At 44.6% G+C, this 20,186-nt stretch carries 17 protein-coding genes and 1 tRNA gene; 6 read left to right on the top strand and 12 right to left on the bottom strand.

The genetic code is table 11. The features are described 5' to 3' along the window. Window positions 1-29 precede the first annotated feature (29 nt). From UNH61_RS06120 to UNH61_RS06140, 5 genes are all read right to left on the bottom strand, one after another. Entirely contained in the window at window positions 30-1,448 is a 1,419-nt protein-coding gene (locus UNH61_RS06120) for an amino acid racemase (RefSeq protein WP_326991250.1), read from the bottom strand. A 194-nt stretch (window positions 1,449-1,642) separates the two neighbouring features. Next, window positions 1,643-2,746, bottom strand: coding sequence for a site-specific integrase (locus UNH61_RS06125; protein ID WP_326991251.1), 1,104 nt, complete (start codon window positions 2,744-2,746; stop codon window positions 1,643-1,645). 378 nt (window positions 2,747-3,124) lie between these two features. Then, a tRNA-Leu gene (locus UNH61_RS06130) sits at window positions 3,125-3,208 on the bottom strand. Between the two features lie 147 nt (window positions 3,209-3,355). Next, window positions 3,356-3,991: a LysE family translocator gene (locus tag UNH61_RS06135; RefSeq protein WP_326991252.1), complete on the bottom strand. Its 636-nt coding sequence runs from the start codon at window positions 3,989-3,991 to the stop codon at window positions 3,356-3,358. A gap of 55 nt (window positions 3,992-4,046) precedes the next feature. Beyond that, window positions 4,047-5,948 (bottom strand): AAA domain-containing protein, encoded by a 1,902-nt coding sequence (locus UNH61_RS06140; protein WP_326991253.1) that lies wholly within the window; start codon window positions 5,946-5,948, stop codon window positions 4,047-4,049. A 136-nt stretch (window positions 5,949-6,084) separates the two neighbouring features. On the opposite strand from UNH61_RS06140, the gene UNH61_RS06145 reads away from it, so the two are divergent. The 4 genes from UNH61_RS06145 to UNH61_RS06160 all read left to right on the top strand — a co-directional run bounded on the left by UNH61_RS06145 (window position 6,085) and on the right by UNH61_RS06160 (window position 8,687). Continuing rightward, window positions 6,085-6,489 carry a DoxX family protein gene (locus tag UNH61_RS06145; protein WP_326991254.1) on the top strand — a complete coding sequence of 135 codons (405 nt, stop codon included), beginning with the start codon at window positions 6,085-6,087 and terminating at the stop codon, window positions 6,487-6,489. Window positions 6,490-6,660: 171 nt separating this feature from the next. Further along, window positions 6,661-6,975, top strand: a complete 315-nt coding sequence (locus UNH61_RS06150; protein ID WP_326991255.1) for a hypothetical protein — start codon at window positions 6,661-6,663, stop codon at window positions 6,973-6,975. Between the two features lie 61 nt (window positions 6,976-7,036). Further along, the gene (locus UNH61_RS06155) at window positions 7,037-7,756 is read left to right on the top strand and encodes a DUF3592 domain-containing protein (protein ID WP_326991256.1); all 720 of its coding nucleotides are present in this window, start codon (window positions 7,037-7,039) and stop codon (window positions 7,754-7,756) included. A 334-nt stretch (window positions 7,757-8,090) separates the two neighbouring features. After that, window positions 8,091-8,687, top strand: a complete 597-nt coding sequence (locus UNH61_RS06160; RefSeq protein ID WP_326991257.1) for an NAD(P)H-dependent oxidoreductase — start codon at window positions 8,091-8,093, stop codon at window positions 8,685-8,687. Between the two features lie 101 nt (window positions 8,688-8,788). On the opposite strand, the gene UNH61_RS06165 is transcribed toward UNH61_RS06160, so the two are convergent. Continuing rightward, on the bottom strand, window positions 8,789-10,150 hold the full coding sequence (locus tag UNH61_RS06165) for a DNA/RNA non-specific endonuclease (RefSeq protein WP_326991258.1): 1,362 nt from the start codon (window positions 10,148-10,150) through the stop codon (window positions 8,789-8,791). Window positions 10,151-10,195: 45 nt separating this feature from the next. Beyond that, window positions 10,196-10,597: a nuclease A inhibitor family protein gene (locus UNH61_RS06170; RefSeq protein WP_326991259.1), complete on the bottom strand. Its 402-nt coding sequence runs from the start codon at window positions 10,595-10,597 to the stop codon at window positions 10,196-10,198. Between the two features lie 166 nt (window positions 10,598-10,763). Between UNH61_RS06170 and UNH61_RS06175 the strand changes: the two genes are divergently transcribed. Next, entirely contained in the window at window positions 10,764-11,870 is a 1,107-nt protein-coding gene (locus UNH61_RS06175) for a DUF695 domain-containing protein (RefSeq protein ID WP_326991260.1), read from the top strand. A gap of 3 nt (window positions 11,871-11,873) precedes the next feature. Here the strand turns inward: UNH61_RS06175 and UNH61_RS06180 are convergent, their stop codons facing one another. From UNH61_RS06180 to UNH61_RS06195, 4 genes are all read right to left on the bottom strand, one after another. Beyond that, window positions 11,874-12,119 (bottom strand): hypothetical protein, encoded by a 246-nt coding sequence (locus UNH61_RS06180; RefSeq protein WP_326991261.1) that lies wholly within the window; start codon window positions 12,117-12,119, stop codon window positions 11,874-11,876. Window positions 12,120-12,129: 10 nt separating this feature from the next. Next, window positions 12,130-13,137, bottom strand: coding sequence for an SPFH domain-containing protein (locus tag UNH61_RS06185; protein ID WP_326991262.1), 1,008 nt, complete (start codon window positions 13,135-13,137; stop codon window positions 12,130-12,132). Between the two features lie 11 nt (window positions 13,138-13,148). After that, complete coding sequence (locus UNH61_RS06190; RefSeq protein ID WP_326991263.1) at window positions 13,149-14,504, bottom strand: hypothetical protein; 1,356 nt, start codon at window positions 14,502-14,504, stop codon at window positions 13,149-13,151. A 173-nt stretch (window positions 14,505-14,677) separates the two neighbouring features. Next, the gene (locus UNH61_RS06195; RefSeq protein WP_326991264.1) at window positions 14,678-15,532 is read right to left on the bottom strand and encodes an AraC family transcriptional regulator; all 855 of its coding nucleotides are present in this window, start codon (window positions 15,530-15,532) and stop codon (window positions 14,678-14,680) included. A gap of 913 nt (window positions 15,533-16,445) precedes the next feature. Between UNH61_RS06195 and UNH61_RS06200 the strand changes: the two genes are divergently transcribed. Next, entirely contained in the window at window positions 16,446-19,277 is a 2,832-nt protein-coding gene (locus tag UNH61_RS06200) for an FAD-binding and (Fe-S)-binding domain-containing protein (RefSeq protein WP_326991265.1), read from the top strand. Window positions 19,278-19,373: 96 nt separating this feature from the next. Here the strand turns inward: UNH61_RS06200 and UNH61_RS06205 are convergent, their stop codons facing one another. Then, window positions 19,374-20,165, bottom strand: a complete 792-nt coding sequence (locus UNH61_RS06205; protein WP_326991266.1) for an SDR family oxidoreductase — start codon at window positions 20,163-20,165, stop codon at window positions 19,374-19,376. Between the last annotated feature and the right edge of the window lie 21 nt (window positions 20,166-20,186).

Below are 20,186 nucleotides of genomic sequence, written 5' to 3' on the forward strand. Positions count from 1 at the left end.
GGCATTTAAATTTAAAGAAAGTGGAACATTCAGCTTTTGGCCAGACTAACGATCCTTTTTGCTAGTATCAAAGTTGGATCTATCAAAGGAATTATTTTTCCTCCTTTTATTATTTCAACCTCATCGGGAAATAGTAAAGGAAGTTCTGTACAACCAAGAATAATAACATCCGCTCCTTTCTCAATTACATAATTTGCTCCTTTTAGGATGAGATCTCTACAAACTCCACTTTTATAGCCAGCTTTAACACCAAACTTGCCATAGATACTTTCCATTACATATTCCTGATGTTGTCCATCTGGAATAACAACTTCAAACCCAAAGTCGTGAAGCACATTATGATATACTTTACTTTGTACTGTTCCACTTGTAGCCAATAACCCTACTTTTATATCTTTTTCATATTGTTCCAAAATGTATTCAGCAGTAGTTGTCAACATATTGATAATTGGAATATTGAGATATTCCTGGATACTTTTTACAAACGCATGAGCTGTATTGCAAGGGATAGCTATTGCATCTGCGCCTTCGGCCTCTAACCTTTTACAGGTAGAAAACATTGCAATGGTTGGATCTGTTTCATGATGGATGATATTTGCTGTCCTGTCAGGGATTTGTGGATTTTGCTCTACGATCATTTTGATGTGATCCTGATCTTTTTGGGCTGGTGTACTTAGTATGATTTTGTTCATAAAATCGACCGTTGCTGAAGGGCCAACCCCACCCATAATCCCAAGTTTAAAGGGTTTATTTAGTTTTACATTTCCTGTTTCTAATGCAAAGTCTGCATAAGCTTGATTTACATCTATGACCATAAATCCCCTTTTCCAAAGTTGTTCTGTAATTAGGGAAATCTCTGTAATGCTTGGCAAAATAATTTCACAACCCTTTTGGATTAACTCTTCGCAAATTTCTGAAACGTATTCCAAAGCAAGTCCATCAAAATGACCGTTCTTTATACCAAACTCACCATAAATAGCATCCATTAAACGATTTTGATTGTCAGGAAAAACCAATTCATAATCCTGGAAATATTGATTGAGCATCTGCAATTCCTTCACATAATTAGAAGTTAGAATTCCGATTTTTGCCCCTTTTTCAAATTTAGATTTGATATGTTCCTGCAATGCTTCAAAAATATTGACAATAGGAATGGAAATTTCCTTCTGTAGCTCATCTAGAAAAGAATGACTCGCAAAGCAAGGCAATAAAATTTTAGAAACACTTTTGTCCTCAAAATTTTTACAAATCCTATAAGTATAATATTTTCTCGACTTTATATCTTGTTCATGATACAAAGGTAAATTTATCTGATTATATGGCTGCTGTTCAAAAATAAAATGATAGTTCAGCTGATTTTTTAAAACGTGCTGATTTTTAAGCAGCTTAAATAACAAATCTCCCCCCGACAGTGTTCCTAACCCACCAATAACTGCAATTCTTTCCATCAAAAAAGATTTAATAACAAGTTATACAAAGGTAAACTATTGTGTCAAAATGCTATCGCAGAAAGCATAGAAATTATGTCGAGATTCACCAAGCCTTCGTGGACACATCCTGGACAAATTACTTACCGGGGGAAGGTAGGTAAGGCGAAAGAAAGCCCGGACCACCACGACTTTGCATAGCCGCTATTCAAAAATTAGAGTTGGAGAAAATACGGCAACAGTTCAGGGCACGGTAAATTGTCAATCGTTACCGTCTGATCTTTGGGCCGGTGACGCTTATACGTTTTTTTCACCTGATCAGTTGTCGTATGGCCTAAAAGATAGGCTACTGTTGCATCATCAACTAGCTTATCTTGGAGCAGGATAGAAAAACTCAACCTTGCACAGGACCAAGTGATATGTTTATTAATCCCTGCTGCGCTGACCCATTGCAACAGTATCTTATTAGCACCATCAGCACTCGGTAATCTAAATACCAGGCTATTCCCGGTGTCCTGCGAGCCCAGCATTTTCTTTCTTTTTTCCAGGATTGCACGGGCAATGGGATGGAGCGTCAGGGTAACTGGCTGTCCCGTTTTTGCCTGTATTATTCTGGTGACCAAAGTAGCCCCCTTTATTTGATCCCATGAAAGTGTCTTTACATCACACCAGCGAAGACCTGTATAACAGCTAAGTATAAATGCTTCCTGCACTTCCTGATTAAGGCAGGGAGTTATCAGAAGTAATAAATATTCTTCTACTTCCAGGTGTTCTTTTAATTTGGTGCTGGGATTGGATTTAGCCGCCACATCTTCCGAAGGACTTTTGACATAGTATCCATCGCTGGTAGCTGCGTCAAGCACCCATTTAAACCGGGTAAAGTAACCGCTGGGTGTTTCTCCGGTATATTTATCCATTAGGTACCGCCGAAATTCCTTGCACAAATTTTCAGTAACCTCGATAGGAGAAATAAAATCCTTTGTCAGGAACTGCTTAAACTGAGTGAAGCTGTTGGATAGGTGCCGGTTGCCATCGCGTTTGTTTCTTTCCACGTACTCATCGTAGTAATCTAAGAAATTGGCTTTGAATTTATGTGGCGGGATATAGGCTGACCCGATAGCCTGCTGCTCAATTGTTTTTTCGCTCCTCTTTACGTCTATTAAGGCACGGGCCTGTTTGTTATGAATTTTCTCCTCTCTGCTTTTAGGATTGGTATAAATAAAGATTCCAGTTGATGGTCTTTGTCCCTTCTTGCGCCCGTAGTCATAATAGAAAGTGATCTTATCACCTTTTCTGCTCAATCTCTCCAGTATATTCATACGGTACAATTTTTACGAGTGAAACAAACAGTGATCAATCTGTATACCGTGTCAGTTGTGACATGTGTGATATTTACACATGGAAGGGAAAGCGGTGAAAAGCGGATAAATCTTTTTTCAAGGTTACATTTTTTGAAGATGTCATTTTGCCGCGTGTCACCAGTTGTGCTACAAAACAAGAAAAACTGACACTTTTTTTTGAGAGGAATGGGCAAGGTGTGCCAGTAGTGTGCTGGTGCTGGCATGCGAATTTGGTGTGTCATTTAGTGTGTCAAATTTGTGTCGTGAATAGTGGGAGAAAGCGGTAAAAACCGTTAAAAACGACACTTGACTAAATGAAAAAAGGCTTGTAAGTCAATTACTTACAAGCCTCTTGTGTGCCCAGAACTGGATTCGAACCAGCACACCCTTGCAGGCGCTGCGACCTGAACACAGTGCGTCTACCAATTTCGCCATCTGGGCAACTGATATTGTGTCAGGGGTTGCAAAGATAAGCAGACAAAGCATTTCGCCAAATTTTTTTTAAAAGTTGTTGATTTTTTTGGCGACGTCAGTAAATAAATACGCTGAAACCCTTTGCCGGCAGTATTTTTAGCTTCCGGCAAGAAATTATTTACCCTTATCCAGCGCCATTTTCAAGGCTAATCCGCCGAAAATGCCTGCCATAAACCATTTCTGGATTTTCACCCACCGGGGATTGGCCGCAAACCACCCTGTTACCCGGGCGGCAAATAATATGATGATAAAATTTACAGAGATACTTACACAAACCTGGGTGATGCCTAACATAAAACTCTGGGCAAGCACCGACCCATAGGACGGCTTTATAAATTGGGGGAAAAACGACAAATAAAATACAGCCACTTTTGGATTGAGCATATTGGTAAATAACCCCATACTAAACAACTTCATGGAGGAATCGGTAACCTGGGTCCGGCTATTGTCGAATAGTCCCTTTCCGCCAGGCTTTACAGCCTGCCACGCCAGGTAAAGGAGGTAAAGGCTGCCCGCCATTTTCAACCCGGTATAGGCATAGGGAACAGCCAGTAACACAGCTGTAAGTCCAAATGATACCAGCGTAATGTGAAACAGAAAACCACAAGCGACTCCCGCTAATGAAATCAGCCCTGCTTTCTTCCCCTGTGTTACAGAACGGGAAATCAAATAAATCATATTAGGCCCTGGCACTAATACCATAAGCAATGCGGCAAACGCAAATAATAAAAGTTGACTGATCGGTAACATATTCGCTAAGGTCTTCACGCTGTTTCTTAATTCTTCATTCTATATTCTTAATTCTTCACTCCATATACTCCCACGCACTCTTATACCCATTCCTTTCTTCCGCATAGCTGATAAATCCCGCATAGAATCCAAGCTGGGAAAGCGTGCCACTATCACCAACAATAACAAGTTTCTTCCTGGCCCTGGTCATCGCAACGTTCATTCGCCTGATGTCCGACAAAAAGCCGATTTTATTGTCAGTATTACTGCGGGTCATGCTGATATACACGATATCTCTTTCCTGCCCCTGGAAACTGTCGATCGTATTAACGGCAATTTTATCAGCATAAGGTTGCAGTTCCGGGCTATGGTCCAGCTGCTCCCGCAACAGCTGTATCTGCTGCTTGTAGGGGGAAATCACAGCTACGGAAGGGAAGTTGTCGCGGGAATAATGAGAGCTGAGCTCACTCACGAACTTCGATAAATGCCTGAACAAAAATGCAGCTTCCTCCGGGTTGCTGGTGCTGGTCCCTTCTGCTTTTTCGTCAAATCCGCAACCGGCGGTATCTATGAAGGAGAGGGGACTGTCGTCAGGAAACAACAGATGGTCAGCTACCGAAGCATGCGCCTTTAACCTGTTCTCATAAAAGATATCAGCAGAATAGCCCATGATCGTAGCATGCATGCGGTATTGCTCTTCCAGCATGCTCACGCTTTCAGAATGGAGGTGCACGCATTTTTCCAGCAGGGTAGTGCTGAGCCCCTGCCTGGCTGCTTCGTCCGACTTGATCGTAGGCGGCAGCTGGCAATGATCGCCGGCCAGTATCGCTTTTTTCGCCTTCAGAAGGGGGATCCAGCAGGCTGGTTCCAGCGCCTGCCCGGCTTCGTCTATCACTACGGTCTGATAACGCAATTGCTTTACGGTATAATGATTGGCGCCAACAAGGGTAGCTGTAACTACCTGCGCTTTTGCAATCAGATCGTCGATGATATATTGTTCTGTATTACTTACTTCTTTCATTATCTTCCGGGCCTCATCAAACAGGGCTTTCCGTTGCTCCCGCTCTGCCTTCCCGAAATTCCGTTTGTATTTGTGAGCCATGTCGCGGAACTCATTGGCCTGTTTTTTCAGCCGCTTGATTTCCCTGCTGCTGTTATGTGCAGCTATCCTGGCATCGAGGGTAAGGGAAGTGAGATGCTCCGATACGCGGGCAGGGTTGCCTACGCGCAGCACATTCAATCCTTCAGCTGAGAGCTTTTCACTGAGCAGATCTACTGCGGTATTGCTGGGCGCTACTACCAGTATCTGCTGCGGTTCCTGCTGTATCAGTGCTTTGATGGCCTGTACTAGGGTAGTGGTTTTACCCGTGCCCGGCGGACCATGCACAATGGCCAGATCAGTGGCCTGTAATATGTTGTTGACCGCCGCCTGCTGCGACGTATTAAGCCGGTTACTGCTAAAAGGAGGATGGTCCTGGTTGAATACCGGTTTTTTCGCGCTGGTCAGTATTTGTATAAGCCGGCCCTCGGGCTTGTCTTGCAGGGTATCAGCCAGTTTAAGGGCATTTTGCATTTCATCATAGCTGTTGTCGTCGAACAGCAGATCAATGCCCAGCTTTCCGTCGTTGGCCCAGTCGGGCAGCTCATCGGTGCGCAGCGTGATTTTCAGTCGGCTCCCGCTTTGCCAGGAAATAGTGCCTTCTATATGGTCTTCCTTGGGATCGTGATTGGAAAATAGCACAGCTGCTGCGCCAAATCGCAGCTGATGGGGCAGATCCTGGTGAGTGGTACGCTCCACTTCCACGGTCAGGTAATCGCCCCGGCTCATTTCGGAACCCCGGATGGCAATAGGGTACCAGGTGAGCCCGTTAGCCCTTCGCTCCGCCACACTGGTGCTTTCTGTCATTCGCAGGTATTGCTTTCTGTCTTCTTCCCGCTCTGTTTTCAGTAATTCCAGCTGCTTTTTGAAATAATCCATGACGCAAAGGTACGCTGTTCCTGCTTTGTCGCAATCACCCACGAAGAATGTCGTATTTGGCCAGCCCAAATGCTGAAGAACCGCGCTAAGTTTGTATTGTCAGAAAACATCAAATAACCCTGTCAAACAAAATCATATGGAAACACAAACATTGTATATGAACACAAAAGCTCCTTCAAAAGCCGCTAATATCACCGGCCTGGTAATTTACATATTATGCATCCTTTTCCTGCTGGTAGATGCCGGAATGAAGGTAGTCAAAGCAACTCCCTCCATGGAAGGTAGCGTAAAGCTGGGCTGGCCCGCTGAACAGGTGCAGGGCATCGGTATTGTATTGCTGATCAGTACTATCCTTTATTCCATCCCCCGCACTGCTGTACTCGGCGCGATGTTCGTTACCGCCTATCTGGGAGGCGCCGTTGCTGTTATGTCAAGAATGAATGCCAATTATTCCTTCCCCATCATCTTTGGTATCCTGGTATGGGTGGCATTGTATCTGAGGGTGCCTGCACTGAGAACAGTGTTCCCACTGAAAAATTAAGAATTGAGAATAAGGAATGAAGAATGAAAGCGGAAATATAAGCAAATAGCTCTTCGCGTTTACTATCTCCGCTTTCATTCTTCATTCCTTATTCTCCATTCTTAATTCCTCCGATGGGGGTTAGGTTCCTTCTCACGCGTCTTCTTATTGAATGATCCTAAATGTGCTTTTATGAGACGCTCTTATCAAATACTATTAGCCGGAATACTGCTACTCTCCGCTGTTTCCGCCCATGCGCAACGGCAAGGTCCGCTACTGAAAGAACATCATATTCTCCCCGTTACTGCCGACAGCACTAAGCCTGCCGCTATATTTCAGGTGAAGAACTGGCCGTACGGAGCCCTGCAGGCACCCACCGCCAACAAACCAGCCAGCGCCCAACCGGTTTTCTCTGCCATCTGCAAAACATCCGGTACTGCCTTCCGCTGGAATGATGTGGAAGCCATCACTGCGCTGGCCATGGCTGCTTACGCACTTTTCAGGTAAGGGCTGGTTGCTGATCACGACAATTTTGCTATATTGTGTGCTGATTAATAGTTTGACCCAAATGAAGCGTGGTTCCGTAGGTCTGGTTTTCAATATCTTTCTGGTTATTGGCCTTCTTTGTCTGACAGGTACTTTCCTGATCTGCTACAATATCAAAAAATTTAATAATGCAGCGGTAAAAACTAATGGTACCGTTGTGGATCTGCTGGCTAAAGACGGGCGCCGTTCGGTCTCCTATACGCCGGTGGTTAACTACACAGATGCCGGTGGCCAGGAACACCGCTATATTCCCTCTTTCTCTTCCAATCCTCCGGGATTTTCCATCGGCGAAAAAGTGGGTGTCTACTACAACCCGAAAAACCCCGATGAGGCAAAACTGGATGGCTGGGGCGAATATATCGGCGCTATGATACTGGGTGGCCTGGGCCTGGTGTTCAGCCTGATAGGAGCAGGATACCATGTCGTACGACGATTAAACCGCTCCCGGAACGACCGGCTCAAACAATCCGGGGAATTAGTGCAGGCCGACTTTATCACCGTCGACGTTAACCGGAACGTTTATGTCAATAACATAAACCCTTTCTTTATCCGCTGCGAGTGGAAAGACCAGCTGACTGGAAAGAAACGCAAATTCAAAAGCGGCTTCATCTGGTCGGACCCTACGCCCTACATCGAGTTACACCGGAAAATGGATGTATACATCGATCGTAAGAATACCCGCCGTTATTATGTGGATATTTCATTCCTCGACAACTGGGCGCCCGACAAAAAATTGAACTGACGCTTTTCTGTATGAGCCGGCTACTTACGAAGAACTGGTAACACAAATCACTGATACAGGATTCAGACTGCCAACAGAAGACGAATGGGAATACCTGTGCGGTGGAGGATCCAGAGCATTCTATCCCTGGGGGGATTGCCTCGATATCGGCTACCTGAGTATCGGCACCTATTTCCGGGATTGCTACATTTTTGATGAGGAGATGGCATATAAAGATGAAATAACCGGTGATTATACTTTTACAAGAAGAATAAAAAGACTGTCCTAACCAGTAATATATTTTTCCCGGATGTCCCCCATGGGGAAACTCACTCGTTATCTGGAAAAATATATCATGAAAAAGATCTTGCATGTTATTTCAAGCGCCAGAGGCGACCACTCCTATAGTAAAGGGCTGAGTGCTGCTATTGTTCGTAAACTAACAGCAAAGAACATTGCCGGCGAAATAACAGAAAGGGACCTGATCAGGGATTTTCCCCCTTTTATAGAGCCGGCGTCGGTGGAGAATCTTTATAAAAACCCGGACGCACTAACCCCTGAAGAAGAACAGTTATTTAGCTACTCCCACATGATTGTTGATGAAATCCGTGCAGCGGATATCCTCGTAATCGGTACCCCGATGCATAACTTCGGAATTTCGGCGCCATTAAAGGCCTGGCTCGATCAGATTGTGCGCCATGGCATTTCTTATGTCTACGACAATAACGGAAAACGGGTTGGCTTATTCGGTGGTAAGCAGGTGTACCTGGCCATCGCATCAGGAGGCAGACAAACCTCAAACCCAGGATCAGAATTTATTGAATCCTATCTCAAAGCTGTTTTCAGTGCCTACATGGGCATTACCGATGTTACTGCCTTCAGAATAGAAGGAACCGTAGAACCCGGCTTTAAGGAAAATTATGAAGAAGCCTTGAAAGAATTAAGAGTATAGAAAGAAGAATTAAGAAATAACGCGAAGACCTGAGCGATTAAAATTTTCGCTCAGGTCTTCGCGTTATTTCTTAATTCTTCTTTCTATATTCTTAATTCTCCTCAGGGGTCAATCCTTGTTTCCAGGCTGTCCTGCAGTGATGGCCGCAGATTAGACAGCAGGTTATATCCGGTCGCGCTTTCAATATCCCGAACAGTTGTTTTGTATTGGGTCCAGTCTATGTTGATATCGTTGCGATTGGGAGTATTTACGGCTATAACCCTGGTATTGCCATTGATCCTGTTGATATCGTTGCTGCCATCAGGTATTACTACCACTACTTTCCAGATGTTGGAAGGAACAGTTACATGGCCGTTGTCGATGGTGTTGGTAACGCCACCCAGTGAGCCTGTACCGCCCTGACCATACGAACCGCAGATAATGTATACTTCGTTGCCTGCTCTTACGAGGTCACGGGTATAGTTTTCCAGGTTAGCCCAGGTTTTCTGATTATTGTTTGGCGCCTGTGGCATCATGTTGGTCATGAGGAAGGTAGCTGAATTGGCAGTGGCGGTGGAGGTTCTGTCGGCTGAAGGGCAGTTATGACCACGGTCGAAGCCGGAGCCGGTATAGCTGCTGTTCTGCACCTGGTACCAGCCGGCAGGCAGAGAGGTGTCGGCACGGAAATCGTTGCTTCTGGACAGGGTGCCAAGGTCGGTCGACTGTACATGCCAGCTAACCCAGTTGGGGGTACCACGGCTACGGCTATATGATAATGAGTAATAAGTTTTTACCATCAGGTAATTATTCTCCGAAGTGATCGCTGCCAGTGCATTGCTGGGGTTACCAAGCAACATGTTGTTATCGTCGCCCGGAACTGTACCGCCGCCGGTGCCGCCACCAGTACCGCTGCCGGCTGTTACGTTAACGTCGTCGATATTGATTCTGTTAGTGCTGCCGGAAGTTTTACGGATGGAGATACGCAGGCTGTTAGTTGCCGGGAAGGTAAACGTAGCGGTTTGCAGGCTGCTGGATGTGGTAATGGTATTGCCCTGCTGCGCCCAGGTTTGCCCGTTGTCGGCAGAGGTCCAGAGCTGCCAGCTGCTGTTGGCATCTGAACCATAGGTACCATGTTTAACGCTAACAGTAACAGTGCCGGTTGCGCCGGTGAGACTGAAGTCTGTAGTAATACTACCAGTATTCCTGATACGTACAGATTTGGAACCATTTTTCAGGTCGCCCGCCAGGGTGCCGATCAGCGCGTCGTCCAGGGTCCAGGATCCGCTGCTCAGCTGTACGCTGCTAACGGCGTAGGCTGTTTTAGTGCCTGATTCAAAGTCTTCATTTAGGAGTGTTACAGATTCTGTAACCGCCGCACGTGGCTTGTTGATTTCCTGGGGCTGGATGTCTGCTTCCTTTTTACAGGCGGAGAACAAAATGGCTCCGAGGCAAATGACAATGCAATGCCTGATGAATTGTTTCATAATTCAAGTGTAGTTTTAAGGGTTGCTGTAAATGTGCCGATTTGCTTACGATTCTATCGCTGTTGTAGCCAGTGCAACACAGGTACCATCCGGTTGATGGCAAACGATATACACCGGAATGCTGGTGCCGTTTTCCACCCGGATCACCTGGATTCCGGTAAAGTGCTCGTTCAGAAACTGATGCAGGGCTTTGAATCTTTGTGCGTTCTCTACAATGGGTGCGTCGTTTGGATCTGGTGCTCTTTCTACTTCGTTGAAAAAATCTGCTGGGCTTATTGGCTTTATTACGTTGGGTTCAACCTGATGTTGGGCTGCGATCTTTCCGGTTACTTCGGCTACTGGAAGCGGTCCCCATTGTTCAATGGTAAGTGGGTTCTCTGATTCGCTGTAGTACAAAATACCAGTTATCTTGCTAGCCAGGTTTTCTAATAAGATGTTCTGTTGCATGAAATGAAATTAGTATTTTCTCTGGAAATTTTTTTACAAGACAAGAATGGTAACATTACTTTAATCTGTGCCTGCAACCTGAGCAGTAGCAGGTGGCCGGCCATACTATTTCTTTACAACGGATAGATGTATCTTGGTATAACTGTATAAAACTAAAACCTGGCACATGAATTTTTTAAAGAAACTCTTTCAGTCGCCCAAAAGTACTGTAGCAACTACCGTAGTTAATACTTATGAAGATTTCTGGAACTGGTTCAGACAACAGGAAAAAGACTTCTTCAACATCATTAAAAACAGGGATCAGCGTATCGAAGAAGATTTCTTCAATAAACTGTCGCCCAAACTGAAAGAACTCAGAGACGGCTATTTCTTCCTCGCCGGGATGTATGATAACAACACTGCCGAATTGATTATCACCGCCGATGGTCGTGTGAAAAACATAATTTTTGTGGAAGAGCTGATCGCTGCAGCTCCCGCCATCGCCGGATGGAAGTTTACTGCGCTGAAACAGCCCACGGATATGAAGGGATTCAATATAAACATGTCGGGGTACAACTTCACCACCGATAATATGTGGTTTTATGCGAATGAACTCCCCGGATATCCCGATGAAGTGGATGTAGTGGTAGTGCATAGCGATCTTGATGAAAACAATAAAGAAGCCATTGGCAATGGTATATTTATTTACCTCGATAATTACCTGGGAGAATTAGACTTCGCCACCAATATCGATAATATATCCGTTGTAAGTCGGAAAGATGCTGCCGGTGAGCTAATTCCCATTGAAAAACTCAAGGAATACCTTATCTGGCGGCAGAAGGAATTCGTAGAGAAGTATGAAGGGGTGAGAAGAGATACGGAAAATGACAGCTATGCTTCTTTCGAAGCAGAGCTGGAAAACGGCAGGCCCCTCATCGCTATCGCAAATACCGACCTCCTTAACTGGGACAGCACTCCCTCGCATCCCTGGATACTGCATATTGAAATCGGCTACAAAGGAGGCCAGAATGGAATGCCGGATGATAGTACTTATCAGCTGCTGAATGAGATAGAAGACCAGGTAACTGAAAAGCTGAAAGATGCAGAAGGCTACCTGAATATAGGCCGGCAAACGGCCGACGATACCCGTGATGTATTCTTTGCATGCAGGGAATTCAGATTACCCTCAAAAATAATGGATGCTATCCGGCAAAGATATGGCAACAGGGTCGCCATCGGCTACGATATATACCGCGATAAATACTGGCGGACGTTCGACCGGTTCAGAAGCTGACTGCTAGCGGATCTTCTTCTGGGCAATGCCTTCACTGCGCTGATCGTAGCCACGCTTGTTCCCGCCGAAAAAGGGGATAATAATGGCTACGATCAATACCACAGCAGTCACTACAATGATCAGTAGGCTGTACATTAACTTGCTGAAATTTTCAGGGGAAAGCAAATTGATATCCCAGATTCTCAGCAGAAAATAAGTCGCTACAAACAATACCAGGGCCGTGGCCAATACACCAATAACATATTTCATATCCGGGAATTTATATTTTTGATAAAATCTGTTTCTTTAGTGCATCAAACTCTTCCTGAGTAATGATCTGCTCTTTCAGCAGTATATTGAGTTTTTGCAGCTTCTGTACAAAGTCGCCTTCCTGCTCATTTTCTTTCAACACTTCTTCTTTCTTTGCTTCATACTGTTTCGCAATCTCAATGCCGGCACCCAGCTGTGCACCGATCCCCGCCAATCCGCCCGGATTCCTGGCCGCATCGCGAAGCGCCCGGAGCTTCTCCAGCTCAGTGTAGCTCAAACCTGCTTCCTGTGCCGCTTTATTCTGACTGGTAATATCAGCGATACCGCCAATCCGCGCAATCGTCTTTTCATCAAACTGAGTACCCAGTATCTTAAAATCATTAATTTCCAGCCCCAATGATTCGAAATCCTTGTTCAGTAAGCCCTGCAAGCCCGTTCCGATATTACTGAGCTGCGCATCAATATCCGTATAACTGTACTTCGATGAGGCAAGGAAAGTGGTGATTTCCTGAGGTAGTTTATTGACAATGATTTCACGGATATCCGCTGATTTCACCTCATCTTTATTAGCTACAATATTATTGTAAAAAAATTCCGGGTTACTGATACGGTACGCAAAAGTACCGTTGGCGCCCAGTTCAATCGGAATCTCGTACCTGGGATCCATATATTTGACAGGATTATAGGTACCCCACGACTGGTTCACTACAAGAGCCCGCCTGAAGAAATAAATATAAACTTTATGCTCCGATGTAAAGCCCTGCCTTAACCTGGATAGCGTTGTCAGAAATGGATGGTTATCCGTTTTCAGGTTGTAAATTCCTTCTTCTGCAAGTACGTTTTCCACTTTACCCTCGTAAACCAATATGCATCCCTGTCCGGGTGCAACAATCAGTTTGCTTGCATTCATAATTTCATCTCTCTTGGAAGGATGTTTATACCAGAGTACCTCGGAATCCTGGTTCTTCCATTCAATGACTTCAGATAGCTGGTTGCTGAAAATATTAAAGAAGCTCATGGTGATTTAATTTAATTAAGGTCTTTCGGTTTCAGGTTATATTGATCCACTTCCCGGATCTTCTTACCATTTATATCGTAGTAGTAATACTTATTGCCATTGACAATATATCCGTCTTTTAAAATTTTTCCACCACCGCGTAAATCGGCAGGATCAGGACTGAGCGTTTTAAGAATAGCACCTGTATTGCCATTCAGTATTTGAACCTGGTAAGGCTCATCCTCCGCGGGGGTTGGTTTATTGGCAATCATGACAACAGAATCATTGGATGCCAGCACCAGGGGCGAGAAATAAGTCCTGCCCGGTGTAATGTCCTTATAGTTGATAAGTCTCGATTCCTTTATACTCCAGTCTCGAATAAATACTTTTTTATAAGGAGAGCGGTCCGTGAATATCCCGGAACCACCAAAATCTTTATCCCAGCCAAACTGGGGCTCATCTTTTGGATATCCATACTGATAATGATAGGTATACTTTATCAACGCTTTTTTCTCCTGTGGAAATTCAAAACTTTCCTTACTGAATCTGTACCCTGTGGTTACTACCGGCTGTGGCACCGGTTGCTTAATAGCTGCTTTGAAACCACTTTCCGTATATGTTTTATTGATAAGCGGCATAAATACGAGGTTCCTGCCGTCGTTTGTGACTAATTTATAGCCGGAACCATAGCTGTTGTAATTGAATTCAATCTTCGCAATACCAACACTTAAATCATCGTTCCCTTTTTCATATTGCTCCAAAACATTGTCAATAGTGGAGTTGGCGATGTTGAGTCTGAATACAAGTTTATGATTCAACATGATATACAGATTGTTGTCCTCAAAAACGCGCAACTGATAGTCTTTCGTTCCCGAGGGTGGGAGTTCCGTGAGCACTCTGATCCATTTCTTATCTGATGTGACAGCATCAAATAATGCCAGATAAATTTTATCCGGCTTGCTGTCATTGAATCTTTCCGAGAGATTGGCATATAATTGCCCAACCTTGGCTATATAAGGATGTTGCTGGTTGTCGGTGATCGATAAGGCGGCACTGTTATCCCAATTGTAAGTGGGTGCTTCCTGCTGTGTTACAGCAGGCGCGGGGGCCGTATAGGGAAGCTCCTGCGGATGGTGTGAGCTCCTGGTTGAAAAAAGTAATTTGAGAACGAACAGGAAAACGACCGCAATAGCTACGCCAATGGCAATTTTCGGCACTACTGTATTCGTATTCCGGGGGATATTATAGTTGTGGTTGATGTTGATATCATCCGAGTCCAGGAAAAAATCAGTACCGCAACTATTGCATTTGTAGTAATCAGGTCTAAGTTCAGTGATCTTTACGCTGCCACAGCTCGGACATTTAATCGCTTTAATTCTTTTTGCCATTGAAAAAACCGTATTGGACCTTTTCGGGATTAAAAATCGGTTAACCGGTCGCAATATAAGGCTTAGATTTTAACTTTGAAAATCATGAAGTTATATACATATTAATTGTTTTGCATATGAAGATGGGAGACTGCCAGGGTATACCTTTGAATGGTTCTGTGACGGGAGGTTGGTCAATCGGCATCAGTTCTGCCGCTTCGGAATACACGGGGCGACTGGCCCGTATATGATTTGAAGAATTTTGAAAAATATCCCAGGTCATAAAAACCCAGGTTGTAGGCAATCTCTTTTATAGACTGCCCGGGAACGGCCAGTTGCCGTTGGGCTTCCAGTATGATCCTGTTGCGGATCAGGGAGGCAGCGGATTTATTAAAATGTTTCTTGCACAGGATGTTCAGGTAGTTGGCAGTGATGTTCAGCTTACCGGCATAGAACTCTACTGTTTTATGCTCCCTGAAATGGATATCGATCAGATTCAGGTATTCGGATAGTATCGGAGCAATCGTGTAGGTTTTGTGGTCGCCGAACAGCAGCTCCGATTTCCGGCTGGCAATTTGCGCAATGATGCGGGTTCGGGAGTAAACGATTTCCCATAGTATGGGCTTGGCGCCTAATTCCTTTTTGATGCCTTTGAATTCATAGCGTAGATCGTCAAATTCTTCCTGCGAAAGATCAATGATCGGATGCTTTTTATAGATGGCGGTATTGAAACGGAGCGCACTGGCAATAATATTGAAGTGCTGTTGGTTGATCATCAGCTGGTAGGCGATCGTATTACTCGCCAGCTGCCAGTAATGCACCTGCCCCGGAAATAGGAAATGCAGCTGCCGGCCCTTTATCTCATGATTTACAAAATCAATGGTATGGGTACCTTCAGAAGTTTCTGTCAGAAGAAGCATGAAAAAATCATGAACATGCGGCCGCTCTACTATCAGTGAATTACCCTGCCATTCAAAGTATAGAAAGCTGCCGTCATGATTCTGCTGATCCCGGTACGTATTTAAGTTAAATGTCGGTATGTGACCCATCTTTCAAAGGACAAAATTTTAAAAATATTCCATTGCGTAACAGAAATACATGACATCGTCAACATCCATATCCTGCCACGAAACAGCACTCCCGGCCCGATGCACAACAAGCGGGTTGGATTACGCCGGGAAAACAGTATTGAACTGACAGTCATTTGGGGTAACAAGCTGGTACTCCATTTCTACTTTGGCTTGTTATGTTCACTGTTGGTACATAGGCTGTTTGTATGGTAAATAAGTGTGACAGCCCTGGCTATTAAAAGGCCAGGCCAACAGCATTCCTGCCAGAGGCCCAACCCTTTACTCTCTATCAACGTCGTTTTTTTCCTTTGTTTACAATCCAGTGTTATTCGCTGGAGGTGCAATTTAATTGATAAGAATACATCTTCATATACAGGTTATAATAGGAACAAGTTTTTGCGGATTTTATACAAGTTTTAAAAATTGTTTTAGGGTAATTTTATATTGATAGATGGATGTGTGAGATGCGCTGAAAATAGGCACTGGAAAGAGATTCCGGGATGTTTATGCCACTTCTGGAACATTTCCCGCGAAGAACTCATCAGGAGTGCCATGATTCATTTTTTGTCATCTTGCTAAAATAATGGCCACAACACAGGACCATTAAAAGCTACAACACTACAATAGGAAGATGTTGAATACGACCGGGCTTATAACGGTTGAGTGCAAAAAAACACGCAGCAGTATCTACTGCTGCTTTAATTTTTTTAACTGGCCGGGAAAAAGTGTCAGGATAAGAATTTACCGGCACCCGGCGGAGACAAGATGGTAACTGTGCAGTGAAGCCGTCGCCGGCCTGTACACCAGATATCCGCCATAACAGTATGAGATATCAAAGGAGATGCTTAGCTTAGCTTCAGTTTTGTGTTAAAAAGCCGATAATCTTATTTCAATGGAGCAAAGCAGTATCCCGCAAATCCTGGAAGAAATTTTCCCTAAAGAACGTATCCGGTCCCGACTGATCGACCTTGTGTCTTATGCATCTGACGCAGGATTCTATCATTTGGTGCCAAAAGCCGTGGTACAACCGGTAACAGAAGAGGAGATCGTGCGCTTGTTTAAATTTTCCCATACTCACCAGGTGCCAATGGTGTTCCGCACCGGAGGTACCAGTCTTTCCGGCCAGGCGGTTACGGATGGCATACTGGTAGACCTGAGTCGCTACTGGGATAAAATAGAAATACTGAACGATGGGGCAGGGGTTAAAGTACAACCCGGGATTATCGGTGCGCGGGTAAACCAGTATTTGAAAAAATATCAGCGGAAAATAGGCCCGGATCCATCAAGTATATCTGCCGCCATGATGGGGGGCATTTTATCTAATAATGCCAGTGGTATGTGCTGTGGCGTGGAAAAAAATTCTTATCACACTACAAGATTTATCCGTTTTATATTACCGGATGGACAAATTTTCTCCACGGCGCTCAAAGAAGATTATGATCGCTTCCTGGTGTCATGTAAGGATATCAGCGAAGCCCTGATAAACCTGCGGAAACAGGTATTGGAGCAGCAACAGCTGTACACACGTATAAGAGAAAAGTATAAAACAAAGAATACGGTTGGATATTCACTGAATGCCTTGATCGATTTTGAACATCCCCTCGATATCCTGGCGCATTTGTTAATTGGGGGAGAAGGTACGCTGGCCTTTATTGCCGAAGCGGTGCTGGATACGGTACCCGATCCTGCTTTCAAAGCCACCTCACTGCTGTATTTTCCGGATATTTATAAAGCCTGTAAAGCCATTATGCCGTTGAAAGATGCAGGGGCCGAGATGGTAGAATTGATGGATCGGGCATCTCTGAGGGCTATTGAAGACCTGCAGGGCATATCACCGGATATAAAACTTTTGCCCGAAACGGCCAGTGCTTTACTTGTTGAGTTCCAGGAATCCTCTTTGGAGGCCTTAACGCTGAAAGTAGATGCTTTTCTGGCACAGGCAGATACACTTTCTCTATTGAACGCTCCTGCTTTTACATCCGATGCGGCAGAAAGAGATTTTTTGTGGAAAGTACGGAAGGGTCTTTTCCCTGCCGTAGGCGCGGTGCGTAAAAGCGGCACCACAGTGGTGCTGGAAGATGTGGCTTTCCCCTTGCCTGTGCTGGGCGATGCCATTCTCGATCTGCAGATACTGTTTAAAGAATATGACTACAATAACGCTATCATATTTGGTCATGCGAAGGATGGGAATATTCATTTTGTGATTACCCAATCTTTCAATACCGATGAAGAAATTGCGCAATATGACCGCTTTCTGAAAGATGTAGTACGCCTGGTAGTAAGTAAATACGATGGTGCGTTGAAGGCCGAACATGGTACCGGCAGGAATATGGCGCCATTTGTTGAAACCGAATGGGGCGGCGAGCTGTATGCTGTCATGAAACAAATCAAAGAAGTGATAGACCCGGCAGGGTTGTTGAACCCTGGTGTTATTATCAATGCGGATGAGAAAGCACATATCCAGCATCTTAAATTATTACCTTCTGTGGAAGAGGAAGTGGATAGATGTATTGAATGCGGATACTGCGAACCCGTTTGTCCCAGCAGAGAGTTAACCATGACGCCCAGGCGCAGGATTGTTGTCCGGAGAGTGTTGGCAGCGATGAAACAGTCCAATGAGAAAGATTACAAAGAACTACTAAAGCAATATGATTACGATGGCTTGCAGACCTGTGCGGTAGATGGCCTTTGCGGCGGTAGCTGCCCTGTATCGATCAATACCGGAGATCTGGTAAAAAGACTGAGAAGAGAAAATCATAGTAACAGGGCCAACAAGCTGGCATTGCTAATTGCGAAAAGATTTGCCCTTACGGAAAAGCTTGCCCGCTTTGGGTTGCAGATGGGAGCTTTAATAAATAAATGCTTCGGTAAAACGGCGATGTTGAAGCTGACTAAGCTGTTGAGAAAAGTATGGCGGGGTATGCCGTTATGGTCAAACCAACTGATGGCTCCTCCGTCGCTCAAGGTATTAACAGTAGCACAGCCTGTTGCATCTGCGACCCAAACCATTGTGTATTTCCCGGCCTGTATTTCACGGGTGATGGGGAGTGCAGCCGAAGGGAAGAAAAACAGCATGGAAGTGTTTATGAGTGTATCTGCCAAGGCCGGCATAGGTGTAAAAGTTTTAGACCCACTAAACGGAAGCTGCTGTGGACAAATTTTCTCATCCAAAGGCCTGAGCCAGGCTTATCAATATACTGCCGCAGATATTACAGACCGCCTGTGGAATGCAACAGCCGAAGGGAAATACCCTGTGGTAATGGATGTAAGCTCCTGCGTGTACACGTTAAAGCATATACGAAACAGTTTGCCGCCGGAAAAACAGAGGCAATATGATAAACTCGTTTTTTTAGATAGTGTAGACTACCTGCATGACATGGTGACTCCGCTTCTTAAAGCAGTACAAAAGAAAAATAACATTGTCTTACATCCCGTATGCGCTGTAGAAAAGCTGGGAACATCCGGTAAGCTGCTGAAGCTGGCAAAGCTGTTTGCAAATGATGTCACGGTGCCGGTACATGCAGGCTGTTGCGGAATGGCCGGAGACCGCGGCTTCCTGTTTCCCGAACTCACTAAATCTGCTACCCGGGCAGAAGCCGGTGAGGTCGGTAAAAGTGCATACGAAGGATATTATGCTACTACTAAAACATGTGAAATAGCCTTGTCAGAGGCAACGGGAAAAAATTACGAATCAATACTTTACCTGGTGGATGAATTGACGTGATAGGGGGGACCACTCTATCCGTAATGGCGCCAAAAATGCCATACCAACTACTATCTGAACATACATCTTATCATCCGGAGGTTCCTGAAATGGCCATCAAATGGTATTAACGGCGCCTCCGTCAACCCGAATGGCAGCCCCGTTTATGGCAACAGATAACGGACTCGCCAGGAAGGAGACAACGTTGGCAATTTCAGATGTTTCAATAAACCTGTCAATTAATGAGTCAGGCTTATTGGTTTTCATTATCTGATTTTTAATATCATTCACCGGCAAACCGTTCGTCGTTGCAATATGCTCTACCGCTGTGGCTACTCCCTCAGAATAAACAGGTCCTCCTAAAATTGTATTTACAGTCACGGCAGTTCCTTTAGTAAGTTTTGAAAGCCCGTTACTAACAGCCAGCATGGCTGTCTTAGTCATTCCATAATGGATCATATCTGCCGGAACGTTGATAGCAGATTCACTACTGATGAAAATTATTCTTCCCCAGTTTCTTTCCAGCATGTCGTGCATAATCTTCCTTGACAGGCGAACACCGCTCATGACATTTACCTGGAATATTTCCTCCCATTCGTCATCTGAAATGTCTGCAAATGGTTTTATATTGAAGATCCCGATATTGTTTACCAACACATCAATCTTTGGCAACTGATGAAGCAGATTTTCAATCTCATTTACTTTTGAAAAGTCTGCGGCTATGCCCGAAACCCGGGCTGCCGGAAATTCGGATGTCAGCTTTTCAACACTGCTGTTTACCTTTTGGGAATGCCTGCCATTAATAATTACATGTGCCCCTTCCGATAGCAGTTTTTGCGCAATGGCAAATCCAATGCCCTGTGTAGAGCCGCTGATAAAGACGTTCTTGTTCTCTAATTGTAAATTCATAAACAGTTTTTTATTTTGTAT

This window comes from Chitinophaga sp. 180180018-3 (assembly GCF_037893185.1).
Taxonomy (GTDB): Bacteria; Bacteroidota; Bacteroidia; order Chitinophagales; family Chitinophagaceae; genus Chitinophaga.